The organism is Streptomyces sp. NPDC101227 (assembly GCF_044767545.1).
In the GTDB taxonomy this organism is placed as follows: domain Bacteria; phylum Actinomycetota; class Actinomycetes; order Streptomycetales; family Streptomycetaceae; genus Streptomyces.
In genome coordinates this window covers 100,048-113,526 of the sequence record NZ_JBIWOD010000009.1, presented here as the reverse complement: position 1 = coordinate 113,526, position 13,479 = coordinate 100,048, and the positions used below count along the sequence as shown (strand labels likewise).

Genomic DNA, 13,479 nt, shown 5'->3' with positions numbered 1-13,479 from the left:
CACGGGAGGCGAGCCCCCGTCCCGCTGCCTAGGCTGAATGGGTGAAGTACCCCGTTAGCCTCGTTTGCACCGCATACTCCCGCTCCGAACGGCGGGGCGGTCCGGTGGGCCGGGGCGGCCGAACGAGGCGGGCCCATGAGTGATGCGAGCGCGGAGAGCGGAGAGGGGGGCGCCGTCCCCCTTCCGGGCGCCGGCTCCCGGACCCCCAGCTGGGCCGCGCCGCCCGACCCCCGCCGTTGGTGGGGCCTGGTCGTGATCGCGATTGCCCAGCTGATGGTGGTCCTGGACGCCACCATCGTGAACATCGCGCTGCCCTCGGCCCAGCACGACCTGGGGATATCGGATGCGAACCGGCAGTGGGTGATCACCGCGTACACGCTCGCGTTCGGCGGGTTGCTGCTGCTGGGCGGGCGGATCGCGGACCTGGTGGGGCGGAAGCGGACGTTCATGGTGGGGCTGGTGGGGTTCGCGCTCGCGTCGGGGCTGGGCGGGGCGGCGACCGGGGCCGGGCTGCTGTTCGGGGCACGGGCCCTGCAGGGAGCGTTCGGGGCGCTGCTGGCACCGTCGGCGTTGTCGCTGCTCACGACCACATTCACCATCGGCAAGGAGCGGAGCAAGGCATTCGGGATCTACGGCGCGATCGCGGGCGGGGGCGCGGCCATCGGGCTGATCGCGGGCGGATTGCTGACCGAGTACCTGAACTGGCGCTGGTGTCTGTACGTCAATGTCCCGGTCGCCGTCGTCGCGCTGGCCGGTGCCACGGTCTTTCTGCGCGACACACGCGATCGCGGCGGCACCCGGCTGGACGTCCCCGGTGTCCTGCTGGGCTGCGGCGGGCTGATCGTCATCGTCTACGGGTGCAGTGAGGCGCAGCCGCGGGGCTGGAGTGACGCACGGGTCCTGGGACTGCTGGTGGGTGGCGTGGCGCTGCTCGCATGCTTCGGCTGGTGGCAGACGCGTGCCCGTTACCCGCTGCTGCCGCTGGGCATCGTGCGGAACCGGAATCGGGGCGGCGCCTTTCTGACCATGGGCCTGGCCGTGATCGGGATGTTCGGGATGTTCCTGTTCATGACGTATTACTTCCAGGTCGTGCTCGGGTATTCGCCGGTCCGGACGGGGCTGGCGTATCTGCCGATGACGGCGGCGATCATCGTCGGCTCGACACAGATTTCGGCGCGGCTGCTGCACCGCCTCGCGCCCCGGCTGCTGATGGTCCCCGGCGCGCTGCTCGCCGCCTCCGGCTTGTACACGCTGACGTATCTGACCGCCCGGCCCGCCTACCTCTCGCACGTCCTGCCCGCCGAGCTCCTCGTCGGTCTGGGGATGGGGCTGATCTTCATGCCGGTAATGGCGACGGCCACGTCCGGGGTGGCGCCGCAGGACTCCGGGGTCACGTCCGCCACCGTCAACACGGCCCAGCAGGTGGGGGGTTCGATCGGTACGGCACTGCTCAACACCATCGCCACGTCGACGAGCGCGACGTACATCGCGGCTCATCTCGCCGACGCGGCGCGGCGGACCGGAGGCCGGGGCATTCCCCCCGCGCTGCGGAACGGCATCGTGAACGACGGAGTGGTGGACGGCTTCACGGTGGCGATCGGGGTGGGCTCGGCGATCATGCTGCTGGCCGCGCTCGTCGCCGGACTGATGGTCAACGGCCGGGCCCCGAAGCCGGCCGTTCCGGCCCCGCCGGCCCGCGCCTCGGGCGCCCGCCGGTAGCCCCTCGGCGCCGCACCGGCCGCGGGACGGCGCCGCCGTGCCGCGGCAGAGGGCCGGGAAAAGGCCGCGCAACCCCCTACCCCCCGTCCAGTACGATATTGACGTTTGGTAAAGCAAATCATCACTCACCGTAGCGACTTGGGAGCAGCCGGCAATGGCTCGACACCTCATCACCAGCGCCCTTCCGTACATCAACGGGATCAAGCACCTGGGCAACATGGTGGGGTCCATGCTCCCGGCCGATGTGTACTCCCGCTATCTGCGGCAGCGCGGGCACGACGTGCTCTACATCTGCGCGACGGATGAGCACGGGACGCCCGCCGAGCTCGCGGCGAAGGAGGCCGGGCAGTCGGTCGACGCGTTCTGTGCGGAGCAGCACGACAAGCAGAAGGCGATCTACGAAGGCTTCGGGCTCGAATTCGACTACTTCGGGCGGAGCTCGTCGCAGGAGAACAGGGAGCTCACGCAGCACTTCGCGCGCAAGCTGCAGGAGAACGGCTTCATCGAGCAGCGCGCCATCCGGCAGGTCTACTCGATCGCCGATGAGCGCTTCCTGCCGGACCGCTACATCGTCGGTACGTGTCCGCACTGCGGCTACGACAAGGCGCGCGGCGACCAGTGCGAGAACTGCACCCGCGTGCTGGACCCGACGGACCTGATCGACGCGCGGTCGGCGATCAGCGGCAGCGGTGATCTCGAGGTGCGCGAGACCAAGCATCTGTTCCTGCTCCAGTCGAAGCTGCAGCACGAGGTCGAGGGCTGGCTGGAGGGGAACGGCAGCAAGGAGTGGCCGACCCTCGCCTCCTCCATCGCGCACAAGTGGCTGACCGAGGGCCTTCAGGACCGGGCGATCACCCGCGACCTGGACTGGGGCGTCCCGGTGCCGGCCGACGTCTGGCCGGAGCTGGCCGCCGAGGGCAAGGTCTTCTACGTCTGGTTCGACGCGCCGATCGAGTACATCGGGTCGACGAAGGAGTGGGCGGACCAGGCTCCGCAGGAGCGCGACTGGAAGTCGTGGTGGTACGAGGCCGATGACGTCCGGTACACGGAATTCATGGCCAAGGACAATGTGCCGTTCCACAGCGTGATGTTCCCGGCGACGCAGATCGGCACCCGCGAGCCGTGGAAGAAGGTCGACTTCCTCAAGGCCTTCAACTGGCTCAACTACTACGGCGGGAAGTTCTCGACGTCGCAGCGGCGGGGCATCTTCACGGACGCGGCGCTGGAGCTGCTGCCCGCCGACTACTGGCGCTACTTCCTGATCGCCAACGCGCCGGAGTCGGACGACACGTCCTTCACCTGGGAGCTGTTCTCGTCGTCGGTGAACAAGGACCTCGCGGACACGCTCGGGAACTTCGTCAACCGCGTGCTGTCGTTCTCCCGCAAGCGGTTCGGGGACGAGGTCCCGGCGGGCGCCGAGGCCGGGGACGCGGAGCGGAAGCTGGGCGAGGAGATCGCCGGGCTGCTGGCGGAGTACGAGGGCCACATGGAGGCCCTGCAGTTCCGCAAGGCGGCCGCCTCGCTGCGCGCCCTGTGGAGCGCGGGCAACTCCTACCTCGAGGAGAAGGCCCCGTGGCTGGAGATCAAGACCGACAAGGACGCGGCGGCGCTGACGCTGCGTACGGCGATGAATCTGATCCACCTGTACTCGGTCGTCTCGGAGCCCTTCATTCCGGCGTCGGCGAAGGCGATGCGGGGCGCGTTCGCGCTGGAGAACGACACGGCCGTATGGATCTCCCAGGACGAGGCGAAGGCGCTGGCCGCGGTTCCGGCCGGGACGCCGTTCACGGTGCCGCCGGTGCTCTTCGCGAAGATCACCGAGGATGACCTGGAGGCGTACCGGGAGCGGTTCGGCGGGGACGAGGGCTGATCCCCGGCCAGAACGTGCGCGACGCCCCCGGACCGGGTTCGGTCCGGGGGCGTCGTGTGTGCGCAGGCCTTTGTCCGCGCGGGGGCCGCCGTCGCCCCAAGGGCAGAGGGCCCGGAACCGTCCCCGGTCCCGGGCCCTCTCCTCATGCCGCTTCGCGCGTCACTTCGTCGGCTTGTACGGGGTCGGCTTCGCCGGGCCCTTGCGGATGCTCAGGTGCAGCTCCTTCAGCCGCGCCTCGTCGACCTCCGACGGGGCGCCCATCAGCAGGTCCTGGGCGTTGCCGTTGAGCGGGAAGGCGATGGTCTCGCGGATGTTGGGCTCGTCCGCGAGGAGCATCACGATGCGGTCGACGCCGGGGGCGATGCCGCCGTGCGGCGGGGCGCCGAACTTGAAGGCGCGGAGCATGCCGCCGAACTCGGCCTCGACGGTCTCCTTGTCGTAACCGGCGATGCCGAAGGCCTTGTACATGACCTCGGGCTCGTGGTTACGGATCGCGCCGGAGGACAGCTCGGTGCCGTTGCAGACGATGTCGTACTGCCAGGCCAGGATGTCCAGCGGGTCCATGGTCTCCAGCGCCTCGAGGCCGCCCTGGGGCATGGAGAACGGGTTGTGCGAGAACTCGATCTTGCCGGTGTCCGGGTCCTTCTCGAACATCGGGAAGTCGACGATCCAGCAGAAGCGGAACTCGTCCTCGACGTAGTGGCCGGCGCGCTTGGCGGCCTCGACGCGGACCGCGCCCATGATCTTGGAGACCTCTTCGAACTCGCCGGCGCCGAAGAAGACGGCGTGGCCGGGCTTGAGGTCCAGGGCGTCGACCAGCGACTTGATGTCGTCCTCGGTGAGGAACTTGGCGATCGGGCCGCTCAGCTCGTTGTTGGCGCCGACGCGGACCCAGGCCAGGCCCTTCGCGCCCTGCTGGACGGCGAAGTCACCCATCTGGTCGAAGAACTTCCGCGACTGGTCGGCGGTGTCCGGCACGGCCAGGGCGCGGACGTGCTTGCCCGCGAAGGCCTTGAAGCCGGAGCCCGCGAAGACGTCGGAGACATCGACCAGCTCCAGCTCGGCGCGCAGGTCCGGCTTGTCGGAGCCGTACTTGAGCATCGCCTCGCGGAACGGGATGCGCGGGAAGGGGGAGGTGACCGTGCGGCCGTTGCCGAACTCGGTGAAGAGCTCGGTCATCAGCTTCTCGACGGGCTGGAAGACGTCCTCCTGCTCGACGAAGCTCATCTCGACGTCGAGCTGGTAGAACTCGCCGGGCGAGCGGTCGGCGCGGGCGTCCTCGTCGCGGAAGCAGGGCGCGATCTGGAAGTAGCGGTCGAAGCCGGCGATCATCAGCAGCTGCTTGAACTGCTGGGGGGCCTGCGGCAGCGCGTAGAACTTGCCGGCGTGCAGCCGCGAGGGGACCAGGAAGTCGCGGGCGCCCTCGGGGGAGGTCGCGGACAGGATCGGGGTCGCCATCTCGTTGAAGCCGAGGGCCACCATCTTGTGGCGGATGGCCGAGATGACGGCGGTGCGCAGCATGATGTTGCGGTGCATCCGCTCGCGGCGCAGGTCGAGGAACCGGTACTCCAGGCGCCGCTCTTCGTTGACGCCGTCGTCGGCGTTGATCGTGAACGGGATCTGGTCGGCGGCGCCGAGCACCTCGACCTCGGAGACCTCGATCTCGATCTCGCCGGTCGGCAGGTCGGGGTTGACGTTGTCCGCGCCGCGCGCGCTGACCCGGCCGTCGATGCGGACGACGGTCTCCTTGGTCAGCGAGCCGAGGACCTCGTTGGCGGGGGTGCCGGGGCGGGCGACGAGCTGCACGAGACCGTAGTGGTCGCGCAGATCGATGAAGAGGATGCCGCCCAGGTCACGTCGATTGTGCAGCCAGCCGCTGAGGCGGACGTCGGTATCGACGTCCGCGGCCCGGAGCTCGCCGCAGTTATGGGACCGGTACCGATGCATCGCTCATCCAAGTCGTCGCGATCGAGGTGGGGAGTAGTGGGAGGGATCCGACCACACGACGGAAACCGAACGCGGAGCTCGGACGCCTGGTCGCTCACCCCGTGGATCACCCGAAAAAGGCCACCCCAGGATTGACATAACCGCTCCAGGTTACCGTCCCCACCCACACCCCTTCATTGACATATCCCGAACACGATCCGCCCGGGGTGAAGCCGGGTGGCGCGGCAGGGACGATGATCACGTCCGGCTCGCTGGTCGAGCCCCGCAAAATCCACCTAAAGTGATGCAATGCGCACCGAGGAGCTCCTGGCCGCCATCGCGACCGGCCTGTGGCGCTGGGACAACGCTTCAGGCCGGGTGAGCCTCGACGCCGAAGCGGCCCGGCTGCTCGGGCTGCCGGCGGTGCCGGTGAGGCTCAGTGAGGCCGCCGTACGCTCCCGTTTTCATCCCGTCGACTTCGCGGAGATCAACGGGGTGATCCAGCTCGCGGCCTCCGAGGAAACGGTCGCCGAGGCGCGGCTGCGCATCGTGGACGAGCGGGGCCGGGTGCTGCGGATCGTGCGCTCCCGCTCCCGCCCACAACGGGTGAACGGCGACTTCGAGCTGGTCGGCACGCTGCAGGAAGTGCCCGAGCCTCAGCCAGGCACCTCCGCGGCCGACACCCCGATCACTGGTGACTGGCGTCGCTCGCGCGAGGCGTTCCTGCTGGACGCGGGCCGTGCGCTGGCCGAGGCACGGTCCACCGCCGAGGTGCTGCGGGTCGCGGCCGGGCTGTCGATGCCCGGCTTCATGCCGGACGGCCTGGCGGTCTTCGGTATCGAGGGCGACCGGGTCTCGGTCATCGGCCATCACGGGCATGAACCCGGCGATGAGCGGCCGTTTCTCAATATGCCGCTGGACACCGAATATCCGGCCGTCGAGGTCATCCGCACCGGCCGGGCGATCTATCTGCCGACGCCGGACGACTACCGCCGCCGGTATCCCGCCACATGGCCGCTGGCCGCCCGGTTCGAGCGCACCTCGTGGGCGTTCCTGCCGCTGGTGAACGCCGGGCGGACGATCGGGGCCTGGATGGCCGGGTTCGCGCAGCCGGTCAGCTTCTCGCCGGACGAGCGCTCGGTGCTGACGACCGTCGCCCGGATGCTGGCACAGGCGCTGGCCAGGGCGGGGATGCAGGAGTCCCAGCAGGAGCTGGCGGTCGGGCTGCAACGCAGCATGATGCCGACCGTGCAGGCGGACATCCCCGGCATGACCGTGGCCGCCCGGTACGTGCCGACCGGCGGCGGGCTCGAGGTCGGCGGCGACTGGTACGACATGATCCCGCTGCCGTCCGGGCGGACCGCGCTGGTCATCGGGGATGTCCAGGGGCACGATGTCCGCGCCGCCGGGCTGATGGGCCAGCTGCGGATCGCCCTGCGCGCCTACGCCTCCGAGGGCCACCACCCCGACGCGGTGCTCTCCCGCGCCTCCCGCTTCCTGGCCGGGATCAATGAGACCGAGACCCGTGGGCAGGTCCAGGACCAGCGCTTTGCGACCTGTCTGTACATCGAGGTGGACCCGGCGACCGGGCTGCTGGACATCGCGCGGGCCGGCCACCCCGACCCGGCGGTCCGGCTGGGCGACGGCACGCTGCTGGTGCGCCCGACCGCGGGCGGGCTGCCGCTGGGCATCGACCCGGACACGGACTACCCCACGACCAGGTTCGTGCTGGAGCCCGGCGAGACGATGCTCGTCTGCACCGACGGGCTGATCGAGACCGGCGGTCACGACCTGGAGACCGGCTGGGCGCGGCTGCGCGACATCATCGAGGAGTACGACGGCGGGGCGGACCCCGAGGGCCTGGAGAAGATGGCCGACGCCCTGGTCCAGGCCGTGCACGGACCGTCCTCGCACCACACCACCGGGCCGCTGGTGGACCGCCGCGAGGACGACATCGCCATGCTGCTGCTGTACCGGGAGGGCGGCAGCTGCGGGGTGCGCACCGGCGGCCCGCTGGCGCAGCAGCCCATACGACGCACGGTCCTGTCCGTGGCGCAGGCCGAGCCGGAGCGGATAGCGGAGGCCCGCGCCCAGATCCGGGACGTACTGCACGACTGGGCCGACGCGGATCAGGTGGACTCCGCGGTGCTGATGGTCTCCGAGATGATCACCAACGTTCTGATGCACACCGACGGCGATGCGCTGCTGGTCGCGGAGATCTCCGGCGAGCGGGGCAGTCGCCGTATACGGGTCGATGTCGCCGACGGCAGCGACGAGCTCCCGCACCGCCGCAGCCCCGGCGAACTGGCGTCGTCGGGGCGCGGTCTGGTGCTGCTGGAGCTGCTGGCCGGGGCGTGGGGCGTGAATCCGCGCGGGGACGGCAAGTCGACGTGGTTCGAGCTCTACGAAGACGCGGGGGACGGCGGCGCGCTGCCGTCCGGCCCGTCGGCGGCGCCGGAGCCCTTCGCGTAGTGCACACGTAGCTCGTGGAGGACGCCGGAGACGGCGGCGGTCAGCGGTACGGACAGCAGCATGCCGAGGATCCCGGCGACGCTCGCGCCCGCGGTGATCGCCAGCATCACGGTCGCCGGGTGCATCTGGACCGTACGGCTCTGGATCATCGGCTGCAGGACATGGCCCTCGAGGACCTGCACCGCCAGCACGACGCCGAGCGCCCAGAGCGCGATGACGAAGCCGCGGTCGGCCAGGGCGACCAGGATCGCCACCGCGCCCGAGATGAAGGCACCCAGGTAGGGGATATAGGCGCCGACGAAGACCAGCGCGCCCAGACCGACGGCGCCCGGCACCTGAAGGATCAGCAGCCCGACGGTGATGCAGATGGCGTCGATCAGCGCGATGAAGGTCGTGCCGCGCATAAAGCCCTCGATGCTCTGGAAGCCGCGGCGGGCCATCCGCTCCAGCTGGGGCGCGGAGCTGCCGGGTGCCCAGTCGTGCAGCGCGCGGAGGGCCTTGTCCGAGTCGCGCAGGAAGAAGAACGTCAGTAGCAGGGCGAGGACCGCCGCGGCGATGGCCTGGCCGACCACGCTGACGCCCGCCAGCAGACCGGAAGCCGCTGTCCCACCGAACTTGCCGACCAGGCTCTTCGCGTTGGAGGCGAGGTCGTTGAGCGAGGTGCCGGCCGTACCGAAGTACTTGGAGAGGTCCTTGGCGGCCTGCTTGAGCGAGGCGATGATCTGGTCACCGCTGTCGATCAGGGCGCTGACCACGATGTAGCCCGCGCCGCCGACCACGATCACCAGGACGGCGCAGGTCAGCCCGGCCGCCAGCGAGCGGTTGAGCTTCATCAGTACCAGCCGCCGGTAGAGCGGTCCGAGCAGCCCGCTCCCCAGCAGCGCCAGCAGTACGGGCGTGACCGCCGCGCTCAGCTCGACGCACAGCCACACGCCGACGGCCAGGACGGACGAGACCAGCAGCCCCACCACGCACCAGGCCGCGGCGCGGCGGGCCTCGATGGGCAGCAGCGGCGCGTTTGCCGACGCCCGGCCGCGGCCGGCGCCGCCCTGGCCCTGAACCGAGCCGTTGTCAGAGTCGTTTCGCACCCGGACAGTCCATCACGCGGGACGCCCCGGGCACCCGGCCCGAAACGGGCGGGGCGGCGTTTCACGTGAAACACCGCCACCGCGATCCTCACTGCTGTCCTCACCGCAGCCCTCTCTCCCGGTCGCGGTAGTAGGGCAGCCAGAGGTCGCGGTGGTCAGGCCGCCATCTCTCGCGGTAGTCCGGATCATCGGCGAACGGGAGGGCCAGCGCACGGACGGAGGCGCACGGCCATCTTTCCTCGGGGCAGGGCCGCCATTCCCCGGGCTTGGTCCAGCAGACTTCGCAACCCCAGAGGACGGCACAGGCGCCCAATTGGTTGGCCTGGGGACGGTAGTACTCGACGGAAACGCGCCGGGGCAGATGCCCCTCCAGCACCGCCACGCCCTCGTCGTCGAGACGCTCCAGCAAGAAGTCGATCAGTTCGTCGATCCACGCGTGCGCGGACATCCCGGCCGCACCTCCCGCCCTCGCTCGGCAGCGGCGCACGCGCAGGGGCGGTGTTTCACGTGAAACACCGCCCCTGGCAACGCCGTTGGCGATCGTACCGATACGTCAGTCGTCTCGGTACGCCGCCGGCCGGGTCACTACCTCAGCGCTCCCCGGCCGGGATCCTCCCCAGCCGCCCGGCCTGGAAGTCCTCGAAGGCCTGGGCCAGTTCGGCGTGGGTGTTCATCACGAACGGACCGTAGTGCATCATCGGCTCGCGGATCGGCAGCCCGCCCAGCAGCACGACCTCGAAGTTCGGGCTGCGGGACTCCTGGCTCTCGTCGGCCCGGATGGTGAGTGAGTCACCGGTCCCGAACACCACCGTCTGGCCCATCCCGAACGGGCGGCCCTCCGCACCGGCCGAACCGCGTCCGGCCAGCGCATAGCCGAGGGCGTTGAACTCCGGGCGCCACGGCAGCGTCACCTCGGCGCCCGGGTTCACCGTCACATGCATCATCGTGATCGGCGTATGCGTGATGCCCGGACCCTGGTGGCCGTCGATGTCGCCGGCGATCAGCCGCAGCAGCGCGCCGCCGTCGGCCGAGGTCAGCAGCTTGACCTCGCCGCCGCCGATGTCCTGGTAGCGGGGGGCCATCATCTTGTCGCTCTTGGGCAGGTTGACCCACAGCTGAAGGCCGTGGAAAAGCCCGCCGCTCATGACGAGGGACTCCGGCGGCGCCTCGATGTGCAGCAGGCCGGAACCGGCCGTCATCCACTGGGTGTCGCCGTCGTTGATGACGCCACCGCCGCCGTGCGAATCGCGGTGCACGAAGGTGCCGTCGAGCAGGTACGTGACGGTTTCGAAGCCGCGGTGCGGGTGCCAGGGCGTGCCCTTGGGCTCTCCGGGCGCGTACTCCACCTCGCCCATCTGGTCCATCATGATGAACGGGTCGAGGTACTTGTAGTCGATGCCGGCGAACGCCCGGCGCACCGGGAAGCCCTCGCCCTCGAATCCGCTCGGAGCCGTCGCTACGGCCAGCACGGGACGGGTGTGCGCCGTGACCGGTGCCGCCACGCGCGGCAGGGTCAGCGGATTCTCTACGGTCACAGCGGGCATGACGGCCTCCTCGGTCGTTCGTTCAACTTAGTTGAATGCTGAACAACTAGCAAGGCATGCGGCATTCCCGATGGCCGCAGGAGGATTGTTTCCGCAGGTCAGAGCGATGTCGACCAAAGATTTACGGCCGGCCGGGGAAGCCCGGTCGGCCGCGAAGCGCAGGCGACCGGGAAGGCCCTAGCCGTACATCCGGCGCATCGCGAAGTCCACCATCTGCTCCACGGCCTTCGCGTCGAAGACCATCCGGTGGTCGCCCTCCATGTCGAGGACGAAGCCATAGCCGGTGGGCAGCAGGTCGAGCACCTCGGCGCCGGTGATCACGAAGTACTTGGACTCCTTGCCCGCGTACCGCCGCAGCTCCTTGAGCGAGGTGAACATCGGGATCACCGGCTGCTGGGTGTTGTGCAGCGCGAGGAACCCGGGGTTGTCACCGCGCGGGCAGTAGATCTTGGACGTGGAGAAGATGCCCTGGAAGTCCTCGGCCGACATCGAGCCGGTGGTGAAGGCGCGCACCGCATCGGCGAGGGAGGGCGGGGACGGCTCGGGATACAGCGGCTGCTCGCCGTAGCCCCCGGGGGCCGGTTGCTGCGGCGGGGGCGGCGGCGCACCGTACTGCTGCTGCCCGGCACCCGCGTTCTGGTCGTAGCCGTACATGGCCACAGCGTACTGATTCGGCGATTGTCCGGGGGACGCTCATCACAGATGGGCGGTTAGGGGTTGCTTGTTATTACCGACGGGTAGCATCATCGTAGCTACTAGCTGGTATTGCGTATTGAGGTCGCAACCTCTCTCGAGGTCTCTTTCCTCCCGAACACTTACGGAGCCGTACCCATGGGGCACTACAAGTCGAATCTCCGCGACATCGAGTTCAACCTCTTCGAGGTACTCGGCCGTGACAGCGTGTACGGCACCGGACCGTTCGCGGAGATGGACGTCGACACCGCCAAGAGCGTGCTGTCCGAGATCGCCCGGCTGTCGGAGAACGAGCTGGCCGACTCCTACGCCGACGCCGACCGGAACCCGCCGGTCTTCGACCCGGAGACCAACACCGCACCGGTGCCGGACACCTTCAAGAAGAGCTACCAGGCCTACATGGACGCCGAGTGGTGGCGCCTGGGCATCCCGGAGGAGCTCGGCGGCACCACCGCGCCCCGCTCCCTCCTCTGGGGCTTCGCCGAGACGATCCTGGGTGCCAACCCGGCGGTGTGGATGTACGCCTCCGGCCCCGCGTTCGCCGGTGTGCTCTTCGAGGAGGGCACCGACGAGCAGAAGAAGTGGGCCAAGGTCGCGGTCGACAAGGGCTGGGGCTCCACGATGGTGCTGACCGAGCCCGACGCGGGCTCGGACGTCGGCGCCGGCCGCACCAAGGCCGTCAAGCAGGAGGACGGCTCCTGGCACATCGAGGGCGTGAAGCGCTTCATCACCTCCGGTGAGCACGACATGTCGGAGAACATCCTTCACTACGTCCTCGCGCGCCCCGAGGGCCACGGTCCGGGCACCAAGGGCCTGTCGCTCTTCCTCGTCCCGAAGTACGAGTTCGACTTCGAGACCGGCGAGCTGGGCGAGCGCAACGGCGTCTACGCCACCAACGTCGAGCACAAGATGGGCCTGAAGGCCTCCAACACCTGCGAGATGACCTTCGGCGACCGCCACCCCGCCAAGGGCTGGCTGATCGGCGAGAAGCACGACGGCATCCGTCAGATGTTCATGATCATCGAGTTCGCGCGCATGATGGTCGGCACGAAGGCCATCGCGACCCTGTCAACCGGCTACCTCAACGCCCTGGAGTACGCCAAGGAGCGGGTGCAGGGCCCGGACCTGGCCGCCTTCACGGACAAGGCCGCGCCGCGCGTCACCATCACCCACCACCCCGACGTGCGCCGCTCGCTGATGACGCAGAAGGCGTACGCCGAGGGCATGCGCGCCCTGGTGCTCTACACCGCCACCGTCCAGGACGAGATCATCATCAAGGAGGCCGCGGGCGAGGACGCCTCCGCGGAGAACGCCCTCAACGACCTCCTCCTGCCGATCGTCAAGGGCTACGGCTCGGAGAAGTCCTACGAGCAGCTGGCCCAGTCGCTGCAGACCTTCGGCGGCTCCGGCTACCTGCAGGAGTACCCGATCGAGCAGTACATCCGGGACTCCAAGATCGACACCCTCTACGAGGGCACCACCGCCATCCAGGGCCAGGACTTCTTCTTCCGGAAGATCGTCCGCAACCAGGGCGCCGCGCTGACCCAGCTGTCGGAGACCATCAAGGGCTTCCTGGGCGACGCGGCCGGCGGCGCGGAGCTGGAGCAGGCCCGCGGCGAGCTGGCCAAGGCCGCCGCCGACCTGGAGGCGATCGTCGGCGCCATGCTGACCGACCTCGCCGCCACCGAGAAGGACGTCAAGTCCATCTACAAGGTCGGCCTCAACACCACCCGCCTGCTGCTGGCTTCGGGCGATGTCGTCATCGGCTACCTGCTGCTCAAGGGCGCCGCGGTGGCGCAGGAGAAGCTGGCGGGCGCCTCCGCGAAGGACAAGGCGTTCTACGAGGGCAAGATCGCCGCCGCCAAGTTCTTCGCCCACAACGTGCTGCCGGGCCTGGCCGTCCAGCGCTCCCTCGCCGAGTCCATCGACCAGTCGCTGATGGAACTGGACGAGGCCGCGTTCTAGGCCCCTTCCGGATGCCTTCCTGACGGCGTTCTCAGACGTCTCTCAGAATCGGCATCCACACTGACCGTGCCCGCCTCTCTTCCCCCGGAGAGGCGGGCACGGTCATTTGCACGGCGGACCGCCGCGGAGCGAGCAACCGGAACCACACCTTCCGCCGAGCTTCGGTGTAGATCGCACACATCATGGCTGGAAGGGACCGGAG

At 69.3% G+C, this 13,479-nt stretch carries 9 protein-coding genes; 4 read left to right on the top strand and 5 right to left on the bottom strand.

Translation table 11 applies throughout. The annotated features are described in order from the left end of the window. Positions 1 to 135: 135 nt before the first annotated feature. Positions 136 to 1,719, top strand: coding sequence for an MFS transporter (locus tag ACIRPT_RS22230; protein WP_403829611.1), 1,584 nt, complete (start codon positions 136 to 138; stop codon positions 1,717 to 1,719). Between the two features lie 154 nt (positions 1,720 to 1,873). Beyond that, positions 1,874 to 3,589 (top strand): methionine--tRNA ligase, encoded by a 1,716-nt coding sequence (metG, locus tag ACIRPT_RS22225; protein WP_403829609.1) that lies wholly within the window; start codon positions 1,874 to 1,876, stop codon positions 3,587 to 3,589. A 159-nt stretch (positions 3,590 to 3,748) separates the two neighbouring features. On the opposite strand, the gene aspS is transcribed toward metG, so the two are convergent. Then, positions 3,749 to 5,536 (bottom strand): aspartate--tRNA ligase, encoded by a 1,788-nt coding sequence (gene aspS, locus ACIRPT_RS22220; protein WP_403500032.1) that lies wholly within the window; start codon positions 5,534 to 5,536, stop codon positions 3,749 to 3,751. Positions 5,537 to 5,824: 288 nt separating this feature from the next. On the opposite strand from aspS, the gene ACIRPT_RS22215 reads away from it, so the two are divergent. Next, positions 5,825 to 7,987 carry a SpoIIE family protein phosphatase gene (locus ACIRPT_RS22215; protein ID WP_403829606.1) on the top strand — a complete coding sequence of 721 codons (2,163 nt, stop codon included), beginning with the start codon at positions 5,825 to 5,827 and terminating at the stop codon, positions 7,985 to 7,987. Here ACIRPT_RS22215 and ACIRPT_RS22210 read toward each other — a convergent pair. The 4 genes from ACIRPT_RS22210 to ACIRPT_RS22195 form a co-directional block, all read right to left on the bottom strand. After that, on the bottom strand, positions 7,918 to 9,075 hold the full coding sequence (locus ACIRPT_RS22210; protein WP_403829603.1) for an AI-2E family transporter: 1,158 nt from the start codon (positions 9,073 to 9,075) through the stop codon (positions 7,918 to 7,920). The two genes, ACIRPT_RS22215 and ACIRPT_RS22210, sit on opposite strands and share 70 nt — an antisense overlap. 100 nt (positions 9,076 to 9,175) lie before the next feature. Beyond that, on the bottom strand, positions 9,176 to 9,523 hold the full coding sequence (locus ACIRPT_RS22205; RefSeq protein WP_403829600.1) for a hypothetical protein: 348 nt from the start codon (positions 9,521 to 9,523) through the stop codon (positions 9,176 to 9,178). Positions 9,524 to 9,665: 142 nt separating this feature from the next. Continuing rightward, positions 9,666 to 10,619 carry a pirin family protein gene (locus ACIRPT_RS22200; RefSeq protein WP_403829597.1) on the bottom strand — a complete coding sequence of 318 codons (954 nt, stop codon included), beginning with the start codon at positions 10,617 to 10,619 and terminating at the stop codon, positions 9,666 to 9,668. Between the two features lie 177 nt (positions 10,620 to 10,796). Continuing rightward, entirely contained in the window at positions 10,797 to 11,273 is a 477-nt protein-coding gene (locus ACIRPT_RS22195) for an SseB family protein (protein WP_046927143.1), read from the bottom strand. A 177-nt stretch (positions 11,274 to 11,450) separates the two neighbouring features. On the opposite strand from ACIRPT_RS22195, the gene ACIRPT_RS22190 reads away from it, so the two are divergent. Continuing rightward, entirely contained in the window at positions 11,451 to 13,277 is a 1,827-nt protein-coding gene (locus tag ACIRPT_RS22190) for an acyl-CoA dehydrogenase (protein WP_403829594.1), read from the top strand. Positions 13,278 to 13,479 lie beyond the last annotated feature (202 nt).